The 25,464-nt window shown below is 31.3% G+C and carries 22 protein-coding genes and 1 pseudogene; 6 read left to right on the plus strand and 17 right to left on the minus strand.

Annotation, left to right across the window (positions count from 1 at the left end; all coding sequences use genetic code 11):
* Window positions 1-167: 167 nt before the first annotated feature.
* The 3 genes from crcB to ES044_RS09340 all read right to left on the minus strand — a co-directional run bounded on the left by crcB (window position 168) and on the right by ES044_RS09340 (window position 2,476).
* On the minus strand, window positions 168-539 hold the full coding sequence (gene crcB / locus ES044_RS09330; RefSeq protein WP_147187046.1) for a fluoride efflux transporter CrcB: 372 nt from the start codon (window positions 537-539) through the stop codon (window positions 168-170).
* Window positions 539-1,501: a DoxX family protein gene (locus ES044_RS09335; protein ID WP_147187048.1), complete on the minus strand. Its 963-nt coding sequence runs from the start codon at window positions 1,499-1,501 to the stop codon at window positions 539-541. Before ES044_RS09335 ends, crcB begins: the two co-directional genes overlap by 1 nt.
* Before the next feature lie 438 nt (window positions 1,502-1,939).
* Complete coding sequence (locus ES044_RS09340; protein ID WP_147117812.1) at window positions 1,940-2,476, minus strand: DUF1599 domain-containing protein; 537 nt, start codon at window positions 2,474-2,476, stop codon at window positions 1,940-1,942.
* A 173-nt stretch (window positions 2,477-2,649) separates the two neighbouring features.
* Between ES044_RS09340 and ES044_RS09345 the strand changes: the two genes are divergently transcribed.
* Both ES044_RS09345 and folP read left to right on the plus strand, forming a co-directional pair.
* A complete protein-coding gene (locus tag ES044_RS09345; protein WP_147117813.1) occupies window positions 2,650-3,231 on the plus strand; it encodes a TIGR00730 family Rossman fold protein in 582 nt (193 codons plus the stop codon).
* On the plus strand, window positions 3,232-4,053 hold the full coding sequence (gene folP, locus ES044_RS09350; RefSeq protein ID WP_147187050.1) for a dihydropteroate synthase: 822 nt from the start codon (window positions 3,232-3,234) through the stop codon (window positions 4,051-4,053).
* Window positions 4,054-4,396: 343 nt separating this feature from the next.
* Here the strand turns inward: folP and ES044_RS09355 are convergent, their stop codons facing one another.
* Entirely contained in the window at window positions 4,397-6,259 is a 1,863-nt protein-coding gene (locus tag ES044_RS09355; RefSeq protein WP_147117815.1) for a peptidase M61, read from the minus strand.
* A 136-nt stretch (window positions 6,260-6,395) separates the two neighbouring features.
* On the opposite strand from ES044_RS09355, the gene ES044_RS09360 reads away from it, so the two are divergent.
* Window positions 6,396-8,357, plus strand: coding sequence for a YgiQ family radical SAM protein (locus tag ES044_RS09360; RefSeq protein ID WP_147117816.1), 1,962 nt, complete (start codon window positions 6,396-6,398; stop codon window positions 8,355-8,357).
* A gap of 8 nt (window positions 8,358-8,365) precedes the next feature.
* Here ES044_RS09360 and ES044_RS09365 read toward each other — a convergent pair whose 3' ends face one another.
* The 3 genes from ES044_RS09365 to ES044_RS09375 all read right to left on the minus strand — a co-directional run bounded on the left by ES044_RS09365 (window position 8,366) and on the right by ES044_RS09375 (window position 10,347).
* Window positions 8,366-8,722, minus strand: a complete 357-nt coding sequence (locus ES044_RS09365; RefSeq protein ID WP_147117817.1) for a type II toxin-antitoxin system HigA family antitoxin — start codon at window positions 8,720-8,722, stop codon at window positions 8,366-8,368.
* 1 nt (window position 8,723) lies between these two features.
* The gene (locus ES044_RS09370; RefSeq protein ID WP_147187052.1) at window positions 8,724-9,017 is read right to left on the minus strand and encodes a type II toxin-antitoxin system HigB family toxin; all 294 of its coding nucleotides are present in this window, start codon (window positions 9,015-9,017) and stop codon (window positions 8,724-8,726) included.
* Between the two features lie 139 nt (window positions 9,018-9,156).
* Complete coding sequence (locus ES044_RS09375; RefSeq protein ID WP_147117819.1) at window positions 9,157-10,347, minus strand: NAD(P)/FAD-dependent oxidoreductase; 1,191 nt, start codon at window positions 10,345-10,347, stop codon at window positions 9,157-9,159.
* Between the two features lie 172 nt (window positions 10,348-10,519).
* On the opposite strand from ES044_RS09375, the gene ES044_RS09380 reads away from it, so the two are divergent.
* Window positions 10,520-12,091: an amidohydrolase family protein gene (locus tag ES044_RS09380; protein WP_147117820.1), complete on the plus strand. Its 1,572-nt coding sequence runs from the start codon at window positions 10,520-10,522 to the stop codon at window positions 12,089-12,091.
* A 141-nt stretch (window positions 12,092-12,232) separates the two neighbouring features.
* Here ES044_RS09380 and ES044_RS09385 read toward each other — a convergent pair whose 3' ends face one another.
* Together ES044_RS09385 and ES044_RS09390 are read right to left on the minus strand one after the other, a co-directional pair.
* Window positions 12,233-13,903: an RluA family pseudouridine synthase gene (locus ES044_RS09385; RefSeq protein WP_147117821.1), complete on the minus strand. Its 1,671-nt coding sequence runs from the start codon at window positions 13,901-13,903 to the stop codon at window positions 12,233-12,235.
* A 59-nt stretch (window positions 13,904-13,962) separates the two neighbouring features.
* Complete coding sequence (locus ES044_RS09390) at window positions 13,963-14,805, minus strand: class I SAM-dependent methyltransferase (RefSeq protein ID WP_189663163.1); 843 nt, start codon at window positions 14,803-14,805, stop codon at window positions 13,963-13,965.
* A 144-nt stretch (window positions 14,806-14,949) separates the two neighbouring features.
* Here ES044_RS09390 and ES044_RS09395 point away from each other — a divergent pair, with 144 nt between their 5' ends.
* Entirely contained in the window at window positions 14,950-17,490 is a 2,541-nt protein-coding gene (locus tag ES044_RS09395; RefSeq protein ID WP_147117822.1) for a M14 family zinc carboxypeptidase, read from the plus strand.
* 55 nt (window positions 17,491-17,545) lie between these two features.
* Here the strand turns inward: ES044_RS09395 and ES044_RS09400 are convergent, their stop codons facing one another.
* The 6 genes and pseudogenes from ES044_RS09400 to ES044_RS09430 form a co-directional block, all read right to left on the minus strand.
* Entirely contained in the window at window positions 17,546-18,436 is an 891-nt protein-coding gene (locus ES044_RS09400; RefSeq protein WP_147187053.1) for a dienelactone hydrolase family protein, read from the minus strand.
* Window positions 18,437-18,511: 75 nt separating this feature from the next.
* Window positions 18,512-19,075 (minus strand): PAS domain-containing protein, encoded by a 564-nt coding sequence (locus tag ES044_RS09405; protein WP_147117824.1) that lies wholly within the window; start codon window positions 19,073-19,075, stop codon window positions 18,512-18,514.
* Window positions 19,076-20,160: 1,085 nt separating this feature from the next.
* Window positions 20,161-20,721: a sigma-70 family RNA polymerase sigma factor gene (locus ES044_RS09410; protein WP_147117825.1), complete on the minus strand. Its 561-nt coding sequence runs from the start codon at window positions 20,719-20,721 to the stop codon at window positions 20,161-20,163.
* Between the two features lie 297 nt (window positions 20,722-21,018).
* Window positions 21,019-21,293: pseudogene (locus ES044_RS19490) on the minus strand (DUF3703 domain-containing protein).
* 100 nt (window positions 21,294-21,393) lie between these two features.
* Window positions 21,394-21,660: a hypothetical protein gene (locus tag ES044_RS19365; protein WP_317131208.1), complete on the minus strand. Its 267-nt coding sequence runs from the start codon at window positions 21,658-21,660 to the stop codon at window positions 21,394-21,396.
* A gap of 323 nt (window positions 21,661-21,983) precedes the next feature.
* Complete coding sequence (locus ES044_RS09430; protein WP_147117827.1) at window positions 21,984-22,427, minus strand: FKBP-type peptidyl-prolyl cis-trans isomerase; 444 nt, start codon at window positions 22,425-22,427, stop codon at window positions 21,984-21,986.
* 382 nt (window positions 22,428-22,809) lie between these two features.
* Here ES044_RS09430 and ES044_RS09435 point away from each other — a divergent pair, with 382 nt between their 5' ends.
* Window positions 22,810-23,481: a hypothetical protein gene (locus tag ES044_RS09435; protein WP_147117828.1), complete on the plus strand. Its 672-nt coding sequence runs from the start codon at window positions 22,810-22,812 to the stop codon at window positions 23,479-23,481.
* Window positions 23,482-23,552: 71 nt separating this feature from the next.
* Here the strand turns inward: ES044_RS09435 and ES044_RS09440 are convergent, their stop codons facing one another.
* On the minus strand, window positions 23,553-24,158 hold the full coding sequence (locus ES044_RS09440) for a hypothetical protein (RefSeq protein WP_147117829.1): 606 nt from the start codon (window positions 24,156-24,158) through the stop codon (window positions 23,553-23,555).
* A complete protein-coding gene (locus tag ES044_RS09445) occupies window positions 24,142-24,624 on the minus strand; it encodes an RNA polymerase sigma factor (protein WP_147117830.1) in 483 nt (160 codons plus the stop codon). Before ES044_RS09445 ends, ES044_RS09440 begins: the two co-directional genes overlap by 17 nt.
* Window positions 24,625-25,464 lie beyond the last annotated feature (840 nt).

The raw sequence follows: 25,464 nt of genomic DNA on the forward strand, positions 1-25,464 counted from the left end.
AATAAAGGTAAAAAATAAGTTAAAACGAACGTTGAAATAGCAATTAATTGAAAAGTTGCATCATTCTAAATACAACTAAAATGAACTCAACTATCCTAATATGTTACTTGCGGATTTAAGGTATAAGCAGACGATTACCTTATTTTGTTACAACGCTATATAATTTTTTACACAAATTTTACTAAATACATTCCTGTAAAAACGGCCAAAAAGCCAATAATAAAACTCGCAATGGTATAAAACGCGAAAGAAGTGAAATCTCCCGATTTTAAAAACAAATGATTTTCATAAGCGAAAGTAGAGAAGGTGGTAAAGCCGCCACAAAAGCCCGTTGCTAATAATAAGGTATGATTTTGACTCAAGGTTTCACTTTTTGCTGCATAGCCCAAAATAAAACCAATGAACAAACTCCCTAGAATATTGGCAAGAAATGTTCCGTACGGAATTCCGTTTTCTGAATTGTTTAGCCATTTACCGATTAAAAAACGTAAAACACTGCCAAAACCACCGCCAATAAATACAAGAATTAAATTTTTCATTATAGCTCTAAATCGTCAATATCTTTCCAGTTTTTCTTTTCAACAACAATTCCTTTCTTCAAAATCATAATTCCAGGATTTGCTCTAATCATGGTTTTTAAAGTAGTTTCATCACAAAACAACACCTCAAAAGGAAGTTGAAATTTTTTCTTTGTTAACTGAATAATATTAGAAAAAGAGGCAGAAACACCATACACTTTATACCCTTTTTTGATCGCTTCATCTGCAATTTTTTTAATTTCAGGGAAGGCTTCGTATTCAGATTTTTCTAAACTAGACATGATAACGAGCATCACTTTGTCCATTTTTAAAATCTGTGGAGCTAAATCATTTTGAGTGTTTTCTAACATAAAATCGTGTACAGGAGGTATTTCGCCATCATCCTTATACTTCATTCCTTCAGGAATACTTTTACCAATTGCATAGGCTCTAAAATCTATAATTGGCAAGTGCGCTAAAACATAATAGGTTATAAAAGAGGATAAAATAAGAGAGAAAAAAACTATTTTTCCGGGTAAAAATGTTCTTTTAATCGGTTTTATAAAGCCTACTTTATAACTTAAAAAGAGAATTAAAATAGTTAAAATTACGTCTTTTGTAAAGGTTTCCCAAGGTTTTAATTTGATAGCATCGCCAAAACAGCCACAATCTGTAACTTTATTATAATAGGCAGAATACCAAGTTAAAAATAAGAATACTAGAATCATTAGCAGTAAACTTCGAACCGTAAATTTAGCTTTCCAGCCTACCAAAAGAGCAACACCTAAAACAATTTCAGAGATAACTAAAAAGATGGCAAAAGGCAATGCATACGGAATTAAAAATTCTAGATTTAAAACGCCTTCAGAAAAGTATTCTTCAAATTTGTATTGAGACCCAACAGGATCTACTAATTTTACAAAGCCCGAAAATATAAATAAGGCTCCGACTATAATTCTTACAATCTGTACTAGTATTTTCATATTTGTGTTTTATAATTTTCTAGGCATTGCGTAGAGAATTTTAGTTGTTTATTTTTTATTAAACTAATGGATAAAAAGATTAGCTTAAAAATATCATTGAAATTATTTGTATATCAATTAACAGAAAACCACACTATTTTGTCATTTCGACTTTAGGAGAAATCCCATAATACTAAATTCCAAAATAATATAACTTTATGTGATTTCACGATTAAGGCCAAAGGATAAAACTAACTTTTTCATAATTTAATTTAATATTTAATTGCCCACACACCCTGTGTATAACTGTGTTTTATAATTTCCTAAATAGTGCATCAAAAACTGTAATTCTTTAATTTTGCGCTTTTTTAAGGTAGTTTGTCAAATGATAAAGAGATTGCTTCGTGCCTCGTAATGACGAAACTCCCAACTTTAAAGTCAAAATTTTAACCACTAAACTTACTCACCTAAATGAATCATAGCAAAAACAGCATAATTGATCATGTCTTGGTAATTGGCATCAATTCCTTCAGAAACTATCGTTTTGCCTTGGTTGTTTTCAATTTGTTTTACGCGTAATAATTTTTGTAAAATTAAATCTGTCAGAGAAGAAACGCGCATTTCTCTCCAAACTTCACCATAATCATGATTCTTATTCATCATTAATTCTTTAGCAATCTTACTGTGTTTGTCATACAAAATAGTGGCTTCTTCGGTTGATAAATCTGGTGTTTCTACAACTCCTTTTTCCAATTGAATTAGCGCCATTATAGAATAATTGATAATCCCAATAAATTCAGATTTTTCTCCTTCATCTACTTTCTGAACCTCATTTTCTTGTAATTGACGGGTTCTTTGGGCTTTTATGAAAATCTGATCTGTTAAGGATGGCAAACGTAAAATACGCCAAGCAGATCCATAATCAGACATTTTCTTGATAAATAAACTTCTGCAATCTTCAATTACAGCATCATATTGGTTTGATGTATTTTGCATTTTTTGTATTAAGTATATTATTTAAAACCAACATAAATTGCGCCGTTTTAAAGAATTGTTGAACTCTTTGTAAAAGTAACAAATACAATATACTTTGTCTTTATTTTTTTACTTTTTTATATCTTCTTACAGGCAATTCCTTTATTTTTACAGTGAATTTATCAACTATAAAAATGAATAGAATTGTTGTTTTTTGTGGCTCAAGTTTGGGTTTTAATCCTGTGTATAAAGAAGCTGCTATTGAGCTCGGTACTTATTTTGTAAAGCATAAAATCGGTTTGGTCTACGGCGGCGGAAAAATAGGGATGATGGGCGTTCTTTCTGATACAATTCTCGATTTAAATGGAGAAGTTATTGGTGTAATTCCGAAACTTTTAGAAAAAGAAGAAGTGGTGCATGCGGGTGTAGAAGAAATGATTATTTGCAAAAAGATGAGTGAACGCAAGGTAATTATGAGCAAATTAGTAGACGCTTATATTACGCTTCCCGGCGGTTTTGGTACTTTAGATGAGCTTTTTGAAGCACTTACTTTAGGGCAATTGCATATTGAGCAAAAGCCAATCGGACTTTTAAATGTAAATGGTTTTTTTGATGCTATTTTAATTCAAATAGATAAAATGGTTTCAGAGGGATATATCAAACCTCAAAACCTTAATTTATTGATTGTAGCAACCACAGTTAATGAATTAATGCGAAAAATGAACGATTATAAAGCACCAGAAATTACACACATAATTAATAAAGTAGTTCGGTAAATGACAATAAACTGTAAAGGAACTTTAATCGATTTATCTTCACCAAAAGTGATGGGGATTTTAAATATCACACCAGATTCTTTTTATGACGGTGGTAAATACAAAAATGAGCCTGAAATTTTACATCAGGTAGAAAAAATGCTTTTTGAAGGTGCAACTTTTATAGATGTTGGCGCGTATTCTTCAAGACCAGGAGCACAGCATATTTCTGAAGAGGAAGAATTAAAAAGAATACTCCCTGTTCTTACTTTGTTGATGAAACATTTTCCTGAAATTATTATTTCTGTAGATACGTTTAGAAGCAGCGTAGCCAAAGAAACGATTGCTGTTGGAGCGGCAATGATTAATGATATTTCTGGCGGAAAAATGGATACTAAAATGTTTGAAACGGTTGCAAATTTACAAGTTCCTTATATTGTAATGCACATGTTAGGAACACCACAAAACATGCAGAAAAACCCTGTTTATAAAGACGTAACCCAAGAAATTATTTCTTTTTTCGCAGAGCAGATTTTTAAGTTACATCAACTAAAATTAAATGATGTACTTATTGATGTGGGTTTTGGCTTCGGAAAAACAAATGCCCATAATTTTGAGATTCTTAAAAATTTATCACTTTTCGAAAATTTAGATGCGCCCATTTTAGCCGGAATTTCAAGAAAGTCGATGCTCTATAAAACACTAAATATTTCTGCACAAGAAGCGTTGAATGCAACAACATCAGCAAACACAATAGCGTTATTAAATGGCGCAAATATTTTAAGAGTGCATGATGTAAAAGAAGCCATGGAAGCGGTTAAAATTGTTGCCCAAGTTCGTTAATGAAGTACAAAATTAAAGTCTGGATAAAATTATTTCTGTGCGATAAATGACTCAAGATTGCTTTGCTTTTAGAAACAAGAAACAAGAGCAAAAAGCAAAGAGCAAAGAGCAAAGAACCAAGAATTGACTCTAACTACCTGAAAAAAAGTACTAAATTAAAATAAAGTTAACCACTTTATCTTGATGAAATTATTTTTAAAAAAGCGAAGTTTCGTCTAGAAAGTTCGTGGAATCTCTTACTTTAAAAGGGCTTATCTACCTAAAAATATTTTTAATCGGATATTAATTATACAAAATAAAAAAGGTTCTCTATTGAGAACCTTTTTTATTTAAAATTGCTTTTTTATAAGGATTTTAACCAAGCAGTTCTCAATGTTTTTTTAGGATCGCTTTCTAATAGATCTTCAAGGACTAATTCCTCAATGTCTGTGCTTCCTTTTATTACTTTTCCTTCTAATTTAATAGTTTCACCTGCTCTCATAACTTCAAAAACTAACGAATCGCCTTCTTTCCATTGCATTGATTTGCCAATGGTGGGTCTTATGTTTGTTAAATCTACTTTCTCTCCGTTTATAGTTTTTAGAATATCACCAGCTTCCACACCTAAATTAGTTAATCCCGTGTTTTGTCTGTCTAAAAATAGAATTTCTTCTTTACTATTCGCAGTTATAAACAATTGATTTGAACTGTCTAATAAATAAGAAGAAGCAATCGTTTTCGTTTTATTAGCAACACCAACCTTATTAAAGAATTCTGAATAGTTGATAGGTACATTTCCTGTTAAATGATTGTCGAAAAATACACCAACAGAAGGATACGTCATGCTTACAATCTCGTCAAGAATTTCATCATCTTTAAAAGGCTTATACTGCCCGTATTTGTTAGATAAATCTTTCATCAAATTTCTAATTCCGTATGCACCTTTACTTTCTTCTCTTAAAAGAATATCTAAAGACATCCCAATTAAAGCACCTTTTTGGTATACATTTCCATAATTTTTAGCGTATTCACCTTCTAAAATATTTTTACTCATTTTAGTGAAAGACATAGTGTCATTATACATTAATGAACTTGCAATTTTACCTTTCATTTCATCAATAAATTGCTGTTCAGTTATCAAGTCTTGATTTACCTGAAAAAGATTTGCAAAATATTCTGTAACGCCCTCATACATCCATAAATGTTTAGACATATTTGGTTCGTTAAAATCAAAAGAATGAATTTCTTCTGAATGTACAGAAAGTGGCGTTACAATATGAAAAAACTCATGAGAAATAGTACCATTAATCATTCCGTTTGCTAATTGCTCTTTAGAGTATGTTTCTGGAAACACAACTGTTGTAGAAGATAAGTGCTCTAAAGCGCCAAAACTATTCCATTTATTAACAGTTGGATCAAATAGATACACTAAAATGTTGTATTCTTTTGTTGTTTTAAAACCTTCTAAAAAGTTCGTTTGTGCCAAGACCATTTTTTTTAGATCTTCTTCCATATCACTTGCCAAATGAATATTATTTGGAGAGTATACTGCCATAGAAACGTCTACACCGCCTACAGTAAAATTTACAGTATTTAAAGGTGCGTACATGATTGGGTTGTCAGATATTTCATCATATCTACTCGCGGAAAAAACATCTAAAGTATTGTCTTCTTTCGTGGTGTTTTTATTGATTAAAGAAGAAGTTTCATACAAATCTGCAGGATGCATTATTGACAACGTGTACGGAGATTCTTTTTTACCTTTAAAGTACCCAACAAAGCCAGGCAGATTCAAAAAGAAGTTTTTACCTTCTTCGATATTGGTTCCTGACATCACATAAATACCATGTTCTTTTTCAGAATCAAAAGTATCATCTACCCAATACGTTATTTTGTCCATTTTTTTGGCATTCTCTATTTGCCAAGAATTGGTATCTAATTTCGTAACAGTCATTTCTGCGCCTTCATAATCAAAGGCTTTAAAATCAGAGATAAATTTCCCGTAATCGCTTATTGCATAGGTTCCCGGGACAATAGCAGGGATTTGATACACAATTGTGTTTTCTTTAATTTTTTTAGGATTTACTTCAACTTGAACTTTGTCATCAACAACAGTATTTAAATTTATAGCTACTTCAATGAGCTTTTTCTTATTTGAGTTTACTTTTAAGCTTGCACAACTTCCTAGAAAGGCAATCGTGATGATTGTAATGAATATTTTTCTCATAATTTCTGTTTAATTCGACGCAATATTAAGAGTTTCTAGAGTAATTTTAAGGTATTTAACAAAACTTTAAATTTTGTTTTCTAAAGCAAAAAAAAATAATTTTTTTCAACTAAAATTCTCGTAAATTCGCAAAACTATGCAAGATACGAATACACATCAATTAACCGACTGGTTACCAACAACAAACAAAGAAGTAAAAATTCGGGGTTGGGAAGAACTAGACGTCATTCTTTTTAGTGGAGATGCCTATGTAGATCATCCATCATTTGGACCAGCCGTTATTGGTCGTATTTTAGAAAGTTATGGTTTGCGTGTGGCAATTGTGCCGCAGCCAAGTGTAACAGACAACTTGCAAGATTTTGAAAAATTAGGAAAACCAAGATTGTTTTTTGGTTGTACCGGGGGGTGTATGGATCCGATGGTTTCTAATTACACCGCGAGTAAAAAACGTAGAGATAAAGATGCGTATACCCCAAACGGCGATAAAGGTTTTAGACCTGACTATGCAACTTCTGTATATTCGAAAATATTAAAAGAAAAATTCCCAGATGTTCCTGTTTTAATTGGCGGCATTGAAGCTTCGCTAAGACGTGTAACGCATTATGATTACTGGTCTGATAAGTTATTGCCAACTATTTTAGAGACTTCTAAAGCTGATATGTTGGTGTATGGAATGGGCGAACAACCTTTGCGAGAAATTGTAGAATTATTGCAAAAAGGCGTTCCGTTTTCTAGTTTAAAAAACATTAAACAAACCGCTGTTTTAATCGATCAAAAAATAGAAAAATTGCCTGTGGTAAATGGTTGGGAAGATGTAACCATTAGCTCTCACGAAGCGTGTTTAAAGGATAAAAAAACATTTGCTTCTAATTTTAAGACGATAGAACAAGAGTCGAATAAATTAAAAGCACGAAGAATCTTGCAGGAAGTAGAAGGAAGAACGCTGGTGATTAATCCGCCTTTTCCTACCATGACAGAAAAGGAAATTGATGGTTCTTTCGATTTGCCTTTTACGCGTTTACCGCATCCAAAATATAACAAGCGTGGACCGATACCTGCGTTTGAAATGATAAAATTCTCAATAAATATTCATCGTGGCTGTTTTGGAGGTTGTAGTTTTTGTACCATTTCTGCACACCAAGGAAAATTTATTGCGAGTAGAAGTCAAGAATCTGTTTTAAAAGAAATTGATAAAGTGGCAAATATGCCAGACTTTAAAGGCTATTTATCTGATATTGGCGGACCTTCTGCAAACATGTATCAGATGAAAGGAAAAGTACAATCTATTTGTGATAAATGTGTTGCACCTAGTTGTATTTCGCCTGTAATTTGTTCTAATTTAGATACCTCTCACAAACCTTTAACAGATTTATACCAAGCGGTAGATAAACATCCGAAGATAAAAAAATCTTTTATTGGTAGTGGTATAAGACATGACATGTTAGTACCTGAATTTAATAAAAACGCAGACCCGAAAGAGTTAGATGCATATACAGAAGAGGTGATGACAAAACACGTTTCTGGGCGATTAAAAGTTGCACCAGAGCATACTTCTGATCCTGTTTTAAAGTTGATGCGTAAACCATCTTTTAAATATTTTCATATGTTTAAAGAGCGTTTTGATAAAATAAACATCAAGAAGAAATTGAACTTACAATTGATTCCATATTTTATCTCGAGTCACCCAGCAAGTGAAGTAGAAGACATGGCAAACCTGGCAGCAGAAACCAAAGATATGGGCTTTCAGTTAGAGCAAGTACAAGGTTTTACACCAACACCAATGACAGTTGCAACGGTAATTTATTATTCAGGATACCATCCGTATACTTTAAAACCAACCAAAACTCCGAAGACAAAAAAGGAGAAAGAAGATCAGCATAAATTTTTCTTTTGGTATAAAAAAGAAAATAAAGATTGGATTAAAAACACCTTAACCAAAGTTGGTCGATCTGATTTATTGCAAGTTTTATTGCCAGAAAATAATTCTTGGAAAAAGAACAAAACAAGTCATAAAGTAGCGCAACATACTTTTGATGACGCCATTCCTTTTAATAAAAGAAAGAAGAAGGTGAGCAGAGCTCCTAAAAATAGGCGATAGGTTTCAGGCTAATAATCTCTTATTAAAACTTCCGTTGGAATATTTAATTTGAGATTTAAGTTTCGGACCATGTCTAAAGTTAGTTTTCTTTTTTTATTTAAAATTTCGCTAACTCTGCTTTTAAAACCAATAACTTCTGCTAAATCTTTTTGCTTTAAACCCATTTGTTCCATTCTAAACTTGATGGCTTCAATTGGGTCAGGAAAGCCAATAGGAAAAGTCTCGTTTTCATATTTATCGATTAAAATGGAAAGTATCTCTAATTCATCTCCTTTTTTTGTTCCTTTTTTAGCATCAAAAATAAGTTCAAGTCTTTGAAGAGCTTTGGTATAATCTATTTCGTTTTTTATGGGTGATATATTCATTTTAAATTTTGTTTGCATTAATTTTATCATACGCTGTATGGGTTCCAACAAAACGGATCCAACACAATTGATATTCTAAATTAAACTTTACTATTAATCTGTAATTATTTCCTTTAATATTAAAAACGACGCGACTTTCTTTTAAAATACTTGCACTTGGGTATTCTTTTTTTAAATCATTTAACGATTGCCAATTAGCTTTTTCTGTTTCTCTAAACCAAGCTGTAAGTTGTTGTTCAGCATCAGGATATAGGGTCCAGAAATCTCTTAAAGTTCGTTTTGCAATGATTCTCAAGGTAGACTTGTTTTCTTCAAAGATAGTAAAATGTTACCAATTTGGTATTTTTAACTACTAAAATTAAAATCTATTTGAAGAAAAGTAAAAATTTAAAGCTTTTACTTTTTTATGTATTGTAATTTTAAGGTTGATAAAACTAATTTGAATGATTATTTAAATGATTTGCCAAGTAAACACCAATACTCGCGCAAGCTTGTAAAAGATAACCACCAGTGGGTGCGTCCCAATCTAACATTTCGCCAATACAATATTGGTTGGGCATTTTTTTGAGTTCAAAGTTTTCAGAAATGGAATTTAAATCAATTCCGCCAACCGTAGAAATAGCTTCATCAATTGTTGCGGTGTTGATAATTTCTAAAGGAAATCTTTTAATATTTTCTGATAACGACTTTGGATTTAAATAAGATTCTTTAGAAAGATTTGTTTTTAGTAAATCGATTTGAGCTGCTGTTAATTTGAGTTCTTTTTTTAAAATCTGTGTCGTATTTTTATAACTTGATACTTTTATTTTCAATAGAATATTTTCTACTGTTAACGAAGGTTTAAAATCAATAAAAATGGTCGCTTTTGAATTTACGTTTAACTGCTTTCTAATTTGCGGACTTAATCCATAAATGGCATTTCCTTCCAATCCAAACGTGGTAATAACAGCTTCTCCTTTCTGAACAACATTATTGCAAGAAATAGCGATGTTTTTTAACGGAATTCCTTCATGTTTTTGAATAAAATTAGATTCCCAGTCAATTTGATATCCGCAGTTAGAGGCTTGAAATGCTTTTGTTTTAATGCCTTTTTCAGAAAAAGTATCGAGCCAAGTTCCATCAGAACCTGTAATTTTCCAGCTTCCTCCGCCTAAACAAAAAACGGTGTACTCTGCCTGAATGGTTTTAGAATTGATAATTGGGTTCTTGTTGTCGTCCCAATCAGAAAAAGTTTGATTATAATTTATACGAACTCCTTTTTCTTCAAGGTGTTTTAGCATCGCATTTAAAACCTCTATAGGTTTAATTCCTGCTATTGGATAGACTCTTTTACTGCTTCCGATATACGTTGGAATTCCTATTTGTTCAAGCCAATTTCTAAAATCAGTATTGGTAAACTGATGTAAAGAATTTTCTAAAAAATTATTTGCTGTATATCGTTTGATAAGCTGCTCAATCGTTTCTGAATGTGTTAAGTTGAATCCGCCTTTACCTGCAACCAAAAATTTACGACCAGCCGTTTTGTTTTTTTCATAGATCGTGATGTCGAATTTTTCAATATCTAAAAAAGCAGCAAGAAGAAAAGAAGAAGCTCCGCCTCCAATAATGGAAATCGTTTTTTTCATGAAACAAAAATAGTTGTTGTTGCAATGTTTTAAATATTTTTATGAATATATATTATTTAGGTAGATAAACGATCATCATGCAACAAAACCAGAACAAATATCCACCATTTTATGTTTTCTTAAAGGGTCTCGGTTTTTATCATTACTTTTAAGCAGATTAAAATTATAACCAATGAAAACGATTCAAAAACTATCTATCCTTTTATACCTACTCTTTACTTTTCATACATTTTCTCAAGAAAGTTATTTAGGCGAAGGTCCTTTTGATCAATTAATTATTAGAGGAGTTACGCTAATTAATGGAGATGGTTCACCGCCGCTAGGTCCTGTTGATATTGTTGTCGAAAATAATACAATTATAAGTATCAATAATGTTGGTTATCCAGGTGTTGCAATCAAAGAAAGCGATCGACCTAAATTAAAAAAAGGTGGCAAAGAATTAGATGCAAATGGTATGTATTTATTACCGGGTTTTATAGATATGCATGGGCATATTGGTGGTGAATCACAAGGAGCAAACCCCGAGTATGTTTTTAAATTATGGATGGCGCATGGAATTACCACGATTAGACAACCTAGTGGAAGAAGTGTAAAGGAAGTAAATGAGTTAAAGAGAAAAAGTAACAATAATGAAATTGTAGCGCCAAGAATTTTTGGGTATACAGGCTTTGGTCAAGGTGCTAAAAATCCTATTTCTACAGAAGAGGAAGCGAGAGCATGGGTAAGACAAAATGCTAAAAATGGTGCCGATGGTATTAAATTTTTTGGTGCGGAGCCAGAAATTATGGCAGCGGCACTAGCTGAAAATAAAAAATTAGGTTTAGGTTCTGCTTGTCATCACGCACAATTAAGTGTTGCACGCTGGAATGTCTTACATTCTGCAAGAGCAGGTTTAACATCGATGGAGCATTGGTACGGTTTGCCAGAAGCCTTGTTTGAAGATAGAACTGTTCAAAATTATCCATTAGATTATAATTACTTAAATGAACAACATCGTTTTGAAGAAGCAGGAAAATTATGGGCACAAGCAGCAGAACCTTATTCAAATCATTGGAACAAAGTAATGAATGAATTGTTAGCATTGGACTTTACATTAGATCCTACTTTTAATATTTATGAAGCGAGTAGAGATTTACACAGAGCAAGAAGAGCGGAATGGCATGAAACCTATACGCTACCTTCTTTATGGAAATTTTTTGAACCAAGTAAAATATCGCATGGTTCTTATTGGCATGATTGGGGAACAGAACAAGAGGTTTCTTGGAGAAAAAATTATCAATTATGGATGACGTTTATAAATGAATATAAAAATAGAGGTGGTAGAGTAACCGCAGGTTCTGATTCTGGATTTATTTATCAACTATACGGTTTTGCGTACATCAGAGAGTTGGAGTTGTTACGTGAAGCAGGTTTCCATCCGTTAGAAGTGATAAGAGCAGCGACCTTAAACGGCGCAGATGCTTTGGGTTGGGACGATAAAATTGGTTCTATCCAAATTGGTAAATTGGCCGATTTTGTTATTGTTGATGAAAATCCTTTGGCTAATTTGAAGGTTTTATACGGAACAGGGGCTGTTAAATTGACAGAAGAGAATGAAGTGATTAGAGCTGGTGGTGTAAAATATACCATTAAAGATGGGATTATTTATGATGCCAAAAGATTACTTGCTGATGTTCAAAAAATGGTTGAAGCGGAAAAAGCAAAAACCAACTGGAAATTGACGCAACCTGGAATGAAGAATTAATGAATTTAGTTTTTACAGAAATCAGCGTAAAATGATAAAGACTATTTATTGTTTTACGTTGATTTTTAGTTTTATTAAAATTGTAGTATTCAGTTTGCTGTTTTGCTCGATGCCGACATACTTGACTATTTTATACGATTTTTAAAAATCCGCATCAACAGTAAAACTAATAACTTTATTAGTTGTTGGATGTAAAAGCTCAATAAACTCTGCATGTAAATGCAATCTATTTTGCTTTTTACCATATAAATCATCACCAACAATAGGAGCGTTTAAACCATCTTTATGAGCGGCATGAATTCTTAATTGGTGCGTTCTTCCTGTAATTGGAAAAAAGTGAACGCGTGTTTGGTTGTTTTTTCGTTCGATAACTTTCCATTGTGTTTTAGCATTTTTTCCGTGTGTAAAATCTACTAATTGTCTTGGTCTGTCGTCTACATCTAAACGCAAAGGAAGATTTATAATGCCAATTTCTTCGGATAAATTTCCGTCTAACAACGCAATATATCTTTTTTTAACAGTTCTGTTGATAAACTGACTTTGCACTATTTTATTAGCTTCTTTCGTTTTAGTTAAAACTAAAATTCCTGAAGTAGACATGTCTAATCGATGCACAATAATTGGGCCGGTTGCTAATGGATATTCCTTTTTCATTCTGGTATACACAGAATCTTTAATCTCTTTGCCAGGAACGGATAAAAATTCTGGTGGTTTGTTCACAATAATAATGGCATCATCTTCGTAAACAATTTTTAATTCTTGTTTTTCTCCTAGATTTTCAAGCAATAAATTTTCATCCATATCAATACCTGCCAACATGTGATGTAAAATAGGTTTGCATCGACCTTGACAAGCAGGATAAAAATTTTGATGTTTTCTGATTTCCGAATTGGGCGAAATTCCCCACCAAAACTCTGCCATACAAATTGGCGTTAAATCATTCTGAAAAGCATATTGTAATAATTTTGGAGCAGAACAATCGCCGGCGCCAGCAGGCGGTTTAATTTCAGGATTGTCAAAAATAGCTAACAATCCCCTTTGTTCTTTTTGTTGATTTAAAAATTGATATTTACCAAATAATGTGTTTTGGAGATTTGCAGAAATCTCTTTTCTTCGTTTTTTTAATTCAGAAATTCGATTTTCAAAATTGAGAAATTGTTGATTGCTTTTTTCAATTTTATGCTCGTAATACGCCACCAACTCTTTATAGAAAAATTGCTGATTAAAACTTTCTTGAATTAATGATGTCTTAAAAATCTCAAATTCTTTTTGATTCAATTCGGCTTCAGCATTTCTCTTTCGAATCTTTCTTTGCTGTTTAGCCGTTTTCATTTTCTTTCTTTGAAAGGCTAAATTTTCTTCAATATTTTGTTTGATTTTTTTAACGGATATTTTTAAAGAAAGATAAATGGTATCACTTTTTAAAGTTTCAATTTCTTCGCCTAATTTTTCAATTTCTTTTTCTCCTTTGATATAAAAGCTACCTTCTGTTCTCATATTAAAAATAGGAGGAACAAATTTTATTGGCAAACTTTTATCTGCTAATTTTCCTGAAAAAGCAGCTATATATCCAAGTTTGTTATGCTTATTTTTAACAACTAAAACACCAAACATTTTACCAATAGCTAATTCTTTATCAGCAGCAGTGAGTCCAAAATTATGCTCAAAATCTGTTTGATTTTCTAAATAGGCTTGTAACTCTTCGGTAGCAATTTTAGCCAAAAGATGAGGTTGGTAATAAAACGGAAAAGTAAATTTTTCTGGAAGTGAAATTCCAGAAATATCTTTTTTAAAATGTTGAAAGTGTTTCAAAATGAGTTTTAGATTCTAATTGGTAAAGTTATCAGAAATTATAGTGAGAAAATATTTTTTTACTTCCTAACAGCAATCATCATATGCGGACTAAAAGGCAACAAATACTCATCATTTTGAGTCAGTTTCTGCAACTCTTTTAGGGTTTTCGATTTCTTTTGATCAATCATATTGGCAAAATATTCACTGTCTAACCAAATCAAACTTTCTACCGCAAATAAGTTGATGAACTCTAAATCTTGTTCTAAAAATTCATCCTTTAAACCTTGTGGTTTATGGTAATAAGCATCCGCTAATAAAAAAGGAAAATCTTTTGGTGCATTATGAACTCCGGTGGTAAGTTCTTCTTTACACATGTCAAAAAATGAATTGGCATGAATCATTCCATTCATCAAACCAACTAGTGTCGAAGCGGTATAATTGATCGCAAAACCCAGAATAACTCCTCCTTTTTTCAAGACTCTTTTCGCTTCTAAGATTGCGGTAACTCGGTCTTCTCGTTTTTGTAAATGATATAAGGGTCCGTGCAAAATTACCAAATCTGCAGTATCATTTTTGTAGGGTAATTTTTTAGCTTCACCAATAGTAACAGAAAACGGATTCTTTAACTTCTTGGCTCTTTTTTCTGCCAATTTTATATGTTTTAAAACAGGTTCTACTAGATGAACTTGGTGATCGTTTTTGGATAACCATTCAGCATATTTACCAGTTCCTCCGCCAACATCAATAATGGTAGCTGTTGGATTTGAAAGATGCAATTGAATCAATTCTTTGATGCGTTCAAATTCAAAAATCCCCATTCCTTTTTCGAGTCTGGTTTCTTCTGAAGCTTTATTATAAAAATTTTCTAACTCTTTACTAATTAGTTTTTTATCTCCTTTATTCATTTTTATCGGATTCATTTTAAATAGAAATCTTTTAATTTAGCAAGATTAGCTTCAAATGTATCATATTAATTTGAAAGTTAAATCAAATGAGTAGCAGCCATTTTAAATTTTCTAGTAATAAAATGTTATTTTTAGAGCTATAAATTCAATAATAAAAGGATGAAACTGACCAAGTATTATTTCACACTAATTTGCGCTTTTCTAGTTATAAGTTCAATATCGGCGCAAGATTATTATTTTAAAGACAAAACACCCTTTAATGCTGATATTCCAACTCCTGAAGAATTTTTAGGATATGCCATTGGAGAACATCATACAAGACATGATTTAATAGTGGCTTATTTAACCAAATTGGCAGAAATTTCTGATCGAGCAAGCATCGAAATTTATGGTAAAACCCATGAAAAGAGAAAGTTGGTGATGCTTACCGTAACCTCTCCAGAGAATTTAAAGAATTTAGAAACGATAAAATCAGATCATTTACAGTTTGTAAACTTGGCAGAGAACCCTAAAAGTTATGATGACGTTCCCGTAATCATTCAGTTAGGATATAATGTTCATGGAAACGAACCCTCTAGCTCTGAAGCTGCTTTGTTAACGGCCTATACTTTGGTGGCGTCGAATAGTGCAGAAGTTCTAAATTATTTAGAAAAATCTGTCATCTTTATAGATCCCACAATTAATCCAGACGGAAGGGATAGGCATACACAGTGGGTCAACCAATACCAAGCAAAAACCTTGGTTTCAGATAATATGGATGCAGAACATACGGAAGCTTGGCCAAGAGGTAGAACCAATCATTATTGGTTTGATTTAAATAGAGATTGGTTATTGGCGGTGCATCCAGAAAGTCAAGGAAAATTAAAATGGATGCATACTTGGTATCCAAATGTAGTGACAGATTTTCATGAAATGGGAACCAATAGTCATCACTTTTTTGAGCCTATGAAGCCAATCGGTTCTTTGGATCCCATCATGCCAAAGGAGAATTATGAAGATTTAAATAATTTATTTGCGCCATATTTTGCAAATGCATTAGATAAAATTGGTTCTTTGTATTACACGAAAGAATCTTTTGATGGCACCTATCCAGGTTATGGATCTTCCTATCCTGATTTGCAAGGAGGTTTGGCATTGCTTTTTGAACAAGCTAGTTCTCGCGGTCATGTTCAAGATACAGATTATGGGAAAATCACCTTTCCGTTTACCATTAGAAATCAATACATTTCTACGTTTGCAACGATTAAAGCAGCTGTTGAAAATAAAGGATATTTGAGAAAATACCAACAAGAATTTTTTAAATCTTCACTAACTAAAAAGGCAAAATCAGGATTTGCAGGCTATGAATTTGAAGAAAAATATGATCAGAATAGAAAGAAAGCATTTATAGAACAACTATTAACGCATAAAATTAAAGTCTACAAAGAAGGCGATACCTATACAGTTCCTTTGAAGCAGGCTCAATATAGAATGGTGCAAACGATGTTTGAGACCTATGATAAATTTAGAGATAGTGTTTTTTATGATGCGTCTGCTTGGAGTGTTGCTAACTTTTACAACATCAAATATAAAGGTGTAAGATCTGTAAAATTAGGTTCAGAAGTTACTAATGTAAAAGGAATTGTAGAGAATGCAAAAATTGAAAAATCTGAATACGCATACATTGTAAATTGGGATGATTATAATTCGCCTGCTGCCTTATACTATATGCAATCTAAAGGATTAAAAGTAGCTTCGGCTTTCAAACCATTTACGATTAATACCACTAACGGAGCAATTAATTTCAATTACGGAAGCTTATTAATTCCTGTTAGCAAACAGAAAAAAACGAGTGCAGAAGTCTATCAAATTGTTTTAGATACTCAAGAAAAGTTTAAAGTTCCTGTATTTGGAACAGATAGTGGATATAGTATGAAAGGAATTGATTTAGGAAGTAATAATTTTAGAGTTTTGAAAAAACCAAAAGTTGCCATGCTAATAGGTGAAGGAGTTAATTCTTATGAAGCAGGTGAGGTTTGGCATTTGTTAGATACTAGAGTTCATATGCCCATTACTAAAATTAGAATGACGAATTATAATAGCGCCAATTTAGATAAGTATAATACGCTGGTTATGGTGTCAGGAAATTATAGTGTATTGGATTCTGTGCAAAGACAAAAGCTGAAAAACTGGACAACGAAAGGAAATACACTAATTACGATTGCAGGAGGTTCTAAATGGATGATAGACAAAAAAATGGTCGAAGAAAGTTTGACAAAAAAGCCAACATCAAAAGAAGAAAAGGAGAAAAAAGTAATAAAGAGATTGCCGTATGTAGAAGCTTCAGAACATTTAGGAAGAGAGCGTGTAGGAGGTGCAATTTTTGAAGTAGATTTAGATATTACTCATCCTTTAGGATTTGGTTATCGGTCTTCAAGATTACCTGTTTATAAAAATAATAGGGTGTTTTTAGCGCCAAGTAAAAACCCGTATGCTACAGTCGCTAAATACACAGAAAATCCGCTCATAGATGGTTTTATATCTAAAAATAATTTAGAAAATTTTATCAAACCCTCTGCATCATTGTTGGTAAGTCCGATAGGTAAGGGCAGAGCGGTCCTATTTGCCGATAACCCTAATTTTAGAGGTGCATGGTATGGAACCAATAAATTATTTTTAAATGCCTTATTTTTAGGAAGCGAAATAAATGTTCCTAAATAAAAAAAGACAGCGTATTCAGTTATGAATACGCTGTTTTTTTATGTGAAATAATTTTTTATGTCTTTAAGTGCTTCTCAAAAAAAGCAATTGTTCTGTTCCAAGACAAATCTGCGGCAGCTTTATCATATCTTGGAGTGGTATTGTTGTGAAAGCCATGATTTACATCAGGATAAAAATGCGCTTCATGAGCAATGTTATTTGCCTTTAAAACCTTTTCAAAAGCAGGCCAACCCGCATTGACTCTTTTGTCTAGACCAGCATATTGTAATAATAAAGGAGATTTTATATGAACAGCCTCTTCATCTGAAGGTTGTCTGCCATAATAAGGAACAGCGGCATTTAAATCTGGCAATTTTACCGCCATCATATTTGAAATCCAACCACCAAAACAAAACCCAACAACGCCAACTTTTCCGTTACAATCCTTATGATTTTTTAGATACTGATACCCCGCAATAAAATCTTCTAGCATTTCATTTTGATCTCTTTTCTTTTGCATGGCCCTTCCGTCATCGTCATTGCCAGGATAACCACCTAAAGGCGAAAGTGCGTCTGGCGCTAATGTGATGTAACTTTCTAAAGCAGCTCTTCTAGCAACATCTTCTATATAAGGATTTAATCCTCTATTTTCATGCACCACAAGAATGCCCGGTAATTTTACTTTCGTATCTTTTTCGATAAACAGTAATCCTTTCATTTTTTTACCGCCTTTGGGCGATTCATAACTGATAATTTCTGATTTTAACCTTGGGTCATTTGGTTGTATCGTTACAGAATCTAGATAATTTGGAGAAATAAAACTCAAAAGAGCAGGTAAGGTGATGGCGCCAACCGCATATAAAGAAAGCTTTTTTAAAAATTCTTTTCGATCTAGTTTATTGTGCGCGTAGTCATCATATAGATCGAAGACTTCTTGACTGATGTCTTCTTTTTTAAGTTCTTTCATCTTGCTAAAAATTTAAATAATTTTAGATTTTCAACTAAGATAATAAAATAATAGTAGTAAAAGGGTATTCGTTTTTTATACCGCTTTTTCTAAAGCAATATAATGTGTAGTATGTTCACTAAACAACGGAAAAATTTTAATCTCACATTTATAAGGAGTATTATTTTTTTTATAATTTATAACAGTACCTATAAAGGGTTTGTTTAACTGAATTTTTTCTCTAATGCGATCTCTTGTTTTTGCACAAGTATTGTCGCCTTGTAAAAAGGATGGTTTCTTTTTAAGAGCAAAGCTTTTGTTAAAGCCAGTCATTTCTTTAAAACCATCATTTACCCAAATAATTTCTTGTTTTTTGTTGGTAAGAACAATCGCCTCAAAATCTTCGTTTTTAAAGATAGTATCTAAATTATCATTCCAGTTATATTTAGAAGCAAATTCTTTTACTGCATTTATATCATTTTCTCTGTCTAAATTATTCATTTCAGCAGAAAAATAATCAGCATATAAGCCAAAACTTTTTAACGGAAATTTTATGGATTCAGAAGGAGTTATGTGAGGTTCTATAGCTTTATAATCTTCTTCACTTTGTGAAGCTAAAAATAAATCTAAACACATCATATTTGATAGCTTATTTCTCATATAGTACTGTACTTAATTTCATTAAAGAGCTAAATTATAAAAAAAATTGTACATAAAAATGTTAAATGATCAATTACAAATAGAGTAGGCTACTTTTTTTAGATTTCTTTAACTAAATCAACTGTATTCTTTCTACTTGATCGACATAAATTTATAAAAGCACTTAAAATTACTTTTTTTTATGCGCCCCTTAATGGGGCTGTTTATAAACTTATTTACAAAATAATTTTTGTTATTTTTATTCCTTGAAGTAGCAATAAAAAGATGTCAACTATTGTATGGCATCTTTTTAATTATTCTTTTTCACGGCAATACAATATAGATTTAAGTATGTTTAAGTCGTAAAAGATATATGTTTACTCTACTTCTATTTGATCAGTTACCTTGTAGGGCACTGATGCAGTAGGGTAATATCTATTTGTAATAAGAAATATTTCTAGTATCTTCTTTGTTTGAACAGAATAGGTATTGTTACAGTGAAAAGTAATATATCTTTTGTGTAGAAGTCTGTCATTTATATTGTCTGAATCTTGGTTATATTCAAAAGAGTATCGAGCGTAATCTATTTTTTGTCATTGACCACTGCCTGTAAGTACCCCCTCACAAGAATCTACGAAAGTACCATCTTCGTTAAATTTAAGAGTAATCATTGGGTTATCTCTAATAAATTTCAACCATTTTTCTATCATCGTTCATTCTGTTTCTGTCCACTCGTCTAGTGTAGGTTCTCATTTTTCGTTTGTATATATTTCTCATTCTCCGATAACTTTGTCAGGTTGTAGACCAACTAATTCGTTTTCTTCACAACTAATAAAACTAAATGTTAAGGCAACTAACAATAATAACAATAATAATAACAATAATTTCATAAGAGTTCTAGACTTAAGCATTTTGTTTTCTTTGTCCAAATATACTTCACAAATTCAATCGAATATAGATAATCTCTCTGAAGAGGAGAAAATAGCCTTGTAAAGGAAAAATCCATCTGAAAAAATCGTCTATTTTCAGGATTTATATAGATTTAAGTGTTTTTCGTGATTATTCAGTTCTCTAATAGTTCGCAGATAAATTAGTACATAAATAGCTTAATTACAGATTTTACAATCTGCTTTCTCTTGAATTTCGCCCACCAAATTTCCTTTTTTATTGAGCACAAAACCACAGCAATCTATAAAACCTTGAGCAATTAATTTCCTGGCTCTTTGTATTTGAGACTTTGTAGTCGATAAACTTTGATGTAATTGATCTGCAACTTCTTGCTGTTTTAATCCTTTAATATCTGATAAAAACAAGGGTTTTCTGTATTTTATGGGCAAGTTTTTTAAAATCTGCTTTAAACAATCTTCTTCGGTATGCGAGTTTTCTTGAACTTCAGAAGTTGTTTTGCCTACTTGAGTTTCCGTGTGCAAATCTGCGATGTTAAAAGTACTATTTTTAGATTTCCAGTAATCTAAAATTGAATTTCTAGCCACGGCAAAGCACCATGCTTTTAATTTTGTAGTATCTTTTAAAGTATGAAGTTTGGTATGAATTTTTATAAAAGTGTCTTGTAAAATATCATCTGCAATTGTGTGGTCTTTTATTTTGCTGTTGATAAATCTTTTTAAATCTTCAGAATAGGAAATCCAAACTTGTTTTGTGTTCATAAGAATGTTGTGATCATTTTAAAAACTAATTAGATTTAGTTTTTTTTAAAAAATTTGATCTTTGTGAGGCACAAGGCATGTCTGTTTATGGAACTACAAATTACTTCGTGCCTCTTAAAGAGCTTTTAATTTAACAATTACAATTGCTACAAGTGCAATTTGTGCACGTGCAATTTTTACAATCTCCGGTTTTACAACCTTGGCATGCACATGTGCATTGATTTTTATCGTTTTTCATGATCATACTTTTTAATGTTCATATAATAGACTCTTAAATTTCTAAAAAGACGCATTTAACTAAAAGTATTTTTGCAATTCTGTTCTAATCGGAATAGACTTTATCGGTGAAATATTTGTGCCACCGGTTTTTTCGGCAGGAACCCAGATATATGTATATAATATAGAAGCAATAATTCTTATCAATTGCCCATAATTTCTTTGTTGTTTTTCGATTTTATACTGTAAAAAAAATATTCAATAGTGGCTATTATGTTTCGAATGATATGTTTTTGCCTTAAAATATTAGCATTTTCAAAATGATAAAAAGAGGCTTCGAACTCATTGTTTTTCAAAGTATTTTACCCAGCTGTAATTGATGATAAAATGCTGTTTTTAAAGATTGATGGTGCATGTTGTTTTAAAAGTAAACGAGGTTTACTTTATAAAGCTGCATTATTTAGATCCTTCTCCAATAAAATGGTCAGATTTTAATTGAAATAACACATTAAACGTGGTTAAACTTCCATAGTTTCTGGTTGTATACCGCTTTAAATCAATTTTACATTGATCTTCTAGTTTTTTACTTGAATTTATTTTTTGCTCCACAACACGAATTCGATCTCGAACCATTACTATTTCATAAAAAAATGTATTCACAGGAATTTCTTTATCAGACAAATTAGCATCCGCATACCTTAAAATAAAAGTTCCTTCTTTCAATTTATCGGCAAAAGACGAAACTTCTGCAAGATCAGACCATTTTTGAAAAATCTTTTTTAAAGACTTTTCTACTTCGTGAAAACTTTATAGTATCAACTTCAACAGTTTCTATCACCTTAAAATTGCTATCAATTTCAATAATTTCTAAACCGTTTTTTATAAAATAATCCAGTAATGTTATCTTGTTAGATTGGTCATAACGCCTACACCAAAATCTAGAGAATCTATTCTAGATCTAATTTCTAATAATTTCATGTATATGTATTGTTGATTTTAGGTAACATATACCGTTTTGAAACAGAAATAAGTTTCACAAATAAAATTTAGTCGAAACTGATGAGATTGATATCAAAAACAATAACATCACCCCCTTTTATAAGACTGCCAGAACCGCTGTTACCATAACCCAATCTAGCAGGTAAAATAAAAGTACCAGAACCCCCTGTTTTTAGCAGACGAACTGCTTCACCAAAGCCTGCAATAACACCTCTAATATTAAAAGTAGCATTGTCGGACTGATCAAAAACCTCACCGTTTAAAAGGTAACCTTTGTACCCGATCGTGACATTAGAATTTGATGAAGGCGAAGCGCCGTTACCATCTAAATTGATCGTATAATATAATCCTGAACTTGTTTTTTGAACGTTTAAGTTGTTTTTTTCAATGTAGGCAGCAATATCAATGTCGTTTTGTTCCGTGTAATCTATTTCGTCATCAGAACAAGAAAAGCTAATCGCTAAAATGAAGAGTAAAAGTATTTTTTTCATCAATTAAATTATTTCTACAAAGATAAATAATTATAAAATTAATGTGAAATCTTAATCGCTTTTTTCTTAAATTTAAGCTTGTTTTTCTAATAGGGTTACTTTGCTGTGCTTCTAAAGTAGCATTAGTAGAAATAACTTTAGGCAAAAAAATTTCTTTAGGTATTGGTGTTTTTTGGCTGATAAGATTGGTGTTCCAGCTTTTCGTATATTCCCCAAAACTAAAGAAAGGGAAGAAGTTTGAAACATTAATGCATACAGTGTTTACCATCTTTTGGACTTATATAAGTGCTGTATTTTTGAAAATATTTTTTGTTTGATAGGATGCAAATATTTTAAAAAAATTAACAGAAAAAGGTTTTATTTTCTTGCTTAAATAATTTCTATGAATTCACTAGTTTTACACACAAGCTTTATTTTTATGAAAAGAAATATTTTATTGCTAATCGCTGTTTTTTGTCTTTTAAGTTTTACTTCTTGCATAGTTTCTAAACAGTACGTGCAATACATATCTAGCAAAGAAGAAATTATAGAACCGCAAACAAAAAACGTACTCGTTTTTGCTACCGAAAATGTTAGAGTAAATGAATTTAGTAAAACGTTCCAGAAAAACTTTACAGATAAAAAGGAGTTTACAGCAAGTTATTTAAACGACTTTTTACAGGAGGCAAAAAGCAGCGACCTTTTTTCTAATGTTTCAGTAGATGTTCTAAATTCAACATATTCTTCCTTGAATACAGAATACGTGGATTACGTTATTCATTTTTCAAATTTTGAAATTTCTAATAGAATAGAATTTCAGCAAACTGGCGGAATGGGAATGAATGGTATGGGAGGAATGCAAAGCTCAACCTCTATAGAATATTGTGTTATTAGTGTGAAGGTAGAGATTTATGATACCATAAATAATAAAGAAATTTTAGATTTTGTGGTAATTGGTGAAGAAGCTGTTTTCTTATTTAACTTTACAAAAACTTTACAAAAAGCAAAGGAAAGATCTATTACACATATTATTAATTATTTGAAATCTGGCAAAACCCAATATGAAAAATATTAGTTTTTTGAATTTATATAGTAAAAAATCCGCGCCAATTGGTACGGATTTTTTTAAATTAAATTTTTAAATGGTTATTCCATATTTTTTAAATCAGAAATTATACTATTCAAATCCTTTAAATGTTTGCGATACAACGTATGGTTTGTTATTTTATAAATAGAGATTCCTACAAGAGAAATAATTGTTGCCAAGGCGATAATGATGAGTACGATGTTTAAGAATGAATAGTTATTTATGAAAGTAGCATATTTGCTAGAGCTTCTAAAATACAGCCACAATCCTGTAATAAGGATAATTGGCAAACCAAATCCTAATAAGTTAAAAGTAGCTGTAATAATTTTATCTATTGCTTTTTTGTAAGCAATTAAATAATCATAATTACTAGAAGTTATTTTGATGTTTTCTAAAGTAGATAATAGTTTTCTATTAAAGAAGAACAATCCTATTATCAGCATCATTCCATAAAAACCTAGTAAGATATGGCCAGCAATGCCAAAGGCCACGGCAAAAAGAATGGCAATGGGTAGTAAACTTTTATTATCCGTTTGAGATGTTTTTTTGATCTTATTAATCAATAATTTTGATTTTTGATTGTACAGATTCATTATTTTTGGTGATGATAATTCGTTTGAATTCTCAAATCCTTTTGTCCAAATGTCGTTAATTGATTTTTCCATCTAATAAAATTTTAAGTTGTTTTTTAATTCTGTTAATTTTTACGGCGACATTGTTGGGTGTTAATCCAGTAATCAAGCCGATTTCTTTATGCGGATTCTCTTCTAGATGCAACAAAATAATTGCTTTGTCTAATTCCGATAATTTTTTGATGGCATCATATAATAAATTCAAATTCTCATTTTCAAAAGCGTCGTTTTTAGTAATTTCTTCGGATGTAAATTCTTTAGAATACCCTTTTTTCTTGCTTTTTTTTGTTAAAGTCAAGCAAACATTTAGCGTAATTCTATAGATCCAAGTAGACCATTTAGATTTTTCTTGAAAAGCATTTCTACTTTTCCAAATTTGTAAACACACTTCTTGAAAATAATCTTCAAAATTCTCTTGAGAATCTGTATACGCTCTGCAAATTTTGATAATAATACCCGCATGAGGTAAAATTGATGTTGTATAAAAATCGTTACTCACAATATTGTTTTCTTAATTAGTATTTGATTTTTTAAATATATTACAGAAAATTTTATTTTTTTTAGTGAAACTCAATTTTAAGGAATAACAAAGCTATGAAATTAAAATTGTGAGTTGAACTAATTTCGGTTTGTGCTGAACTGGTTTCAGTATCTATTAAATTCGCATCAATAGAAGTTTACTTTTTAAAGAACCAATTTTGCTAAAGGACATCATCAGTTCCGTGTGTTAGATGACAGATTTCTACTACCGAAGTTTCAGAATATAGCAATCACAATCTAAAGCCGACATACGATAATTTTAGTAAGAATTCAAAAGATATGAAGCGGCTGCCTGTCCTGCAGCCGTTTTGCGGTCTGGACACGATAGCAAAATATCTTGTAGAATTCAATAAAATTATCAGAAGTCTAGATTTTTGTTTCTTGGAATTTATCTTGAGCGAAGTCGAAAGGTCAATGGAAAATAAAAATGAATAAAATTGTAAGACAGCTTTAAAGTATAATTACTTCGATGTTAATAGCGGGATGGTCTATTGAATTTAGGAAAATAATTAATTGACCAATAGGAACTGAAATCAATCAAGAAGACCTCACAGGTTTTTAAAACCTGTGAGGTCTGTTATGAAGAAACCTTATTTGGAATCTATATACTAAAGGTTATAATTTAATCCAACTATAAAGTTTTTATCATATATTTAATTGATTTTCATTTATGAATAGCGAAATTAAAAATTTACATATTTCAATTTATCAATGATATTGGGTTTTAAAGATTCTATATTTTTGAGATTTCACAAACAGATACTGCCCAAAAGCGGCATAAGCGATTCACGCGCTTTTC

It is taken from the genome of Polaribacter sp. IC066 (genome assembly GCF_007997085.1).
Lineage (GTDB): Bacteria > Bacteroidota > Bacteroidia > Flavobacteriales > Flavobacteriaceae > Polaribacter.

What these genes read in the sequence shown, in the direction of transcription:
- crcB (WP_147187046.1), bottom strand. Translation starts at nt 539, where the DNA reads ATGAAAAATTTAATTCTTGTATTTATTGGCGGTGGTTTTGGCAGTGTT.
- ES044_RS09380 (WP_147117820.1), top strand. Translation starts at nt 10,520, where the DNA reads ATGAAAACGATTCAAAAACTATCTATCCTTTTATACCTACTCTTTACT.
- ES044_RS09355 (WP_147117815.1), bottom strand. Translation starts at nt 6,259, where the DNA reads ATGAGAAAAATATTCATTACAATCATCACGATTGCCTTTCTAGGAAGT.
- ES044_RS09390 (WP_189663163.1), bottom strand. Translation starts at nt 14,805, where the DNA reads ATGAATCCGATAAAAATGAATAAAGGAGATAAAAAACTAATTAGTAAA.
- ES044_RS09440 (WP_147117829.1), bottom strand. Translation starts at nt 24,158, where the DNA reads ATGGAAAAATCAATTAACGACATTTGGACAAAAGGATTTGAGAATTCA.
- ES044_RS09435 (WP_147117828.1), top strand. Translation starts at nt 22,810, where the DNA reads ATGAATTCACTAGTTTTACACACAAGCTTTATTTTTATGAAAAGAAAT.
- ES044_RS09410 (WP_147117825.1), bottom strand. Translation starts at nt 20,721, where the DNA reads ATGAACACAAAACAAGTTTGGATTTCCTATTCTGAAGATTTAAAAAGA.
- ES044_RS09395 (WP_147117822.1), top strand. Translation starts at nt 14,950, where the DNA reads ATGAAACTGACCAAGTATTATTTCACACTAATTTGCGCTTTTCTAGTT.
- ES044_RS09405 (WP_147117824.1), bottom strand. Translation starts at nt 19,075, where the DNA reads ATGAGAAATAAGCTATCAAATATGATGTGTTTAGATTTATTTTTAGCT.
- ES044_RS09340 (WP_147117812.1), bottom strand. Translation starts at nt 2,476, where the DNA reads ATGCAAAATACATCAAACCAATATGATGCTGTAATTGAAGATTGCAGA.
- ES044_RS09345 (WP_147117813.1), top strand. Translation starts at nt 2,650, where the DNA reads ATGAATAGAATTGTTGTTTTTTGTGGCTCAAGTTTGGGTTTTAATCCT.
- ES044_RS09375 (WP_147117819.1), bottom strand. Translation starts at nt 10,347, where the DNA reads ATGAAAAAAACGATTTCCATTATTGGAGGCGGAGCTTCTTCTTTTCTT.
- ES044_RS09360 (WP_147117816.1), top strand. Translation starts at nt 6,396, where the DNA reads ATGCAAGATACGAATACACATCAATTAACCGACTGGTTACCAACAACA.
- folP (WP_147187050.1), top strand. Translation starts at nt 3,232, where the DNA reads ATGACAATAAACTGTAAAGGAACTTTAATCGATTTATCTTCACCAAAA.
- ES044_RS09400 (WP_147187053.1), bottom strand. Translation starts at nt 18,436, where the DNA reads ATGAAAGAACTTAAAAAAGAAGACATCAGTCAAGAAGTCTTCGATCTA.
- ES044_RS09335 (WP_147187048.1), bottom strand. Translation starts at nt 1,501, where the DNA reads ATGAAAATACTAGTACAGATTGTAAGAATTATAGTCGGAGCCTTATTT.
- ES044_RS09365 (WP_147117817.1), bottom strand. Translation starts at nt 8,722, where the DNA reads ATGAATATATCACCCATAAAAAACGAAATAGATTATACCAAAGCTCTT.
- ES044_RS09430 (WP_147117827.1), bottom strand. Translation starts at nt 22,427, where the DNA reads ATGAAAAAAATACTTTTACTCTTCATTTTAGCGATTAGCTTTTCTTGT.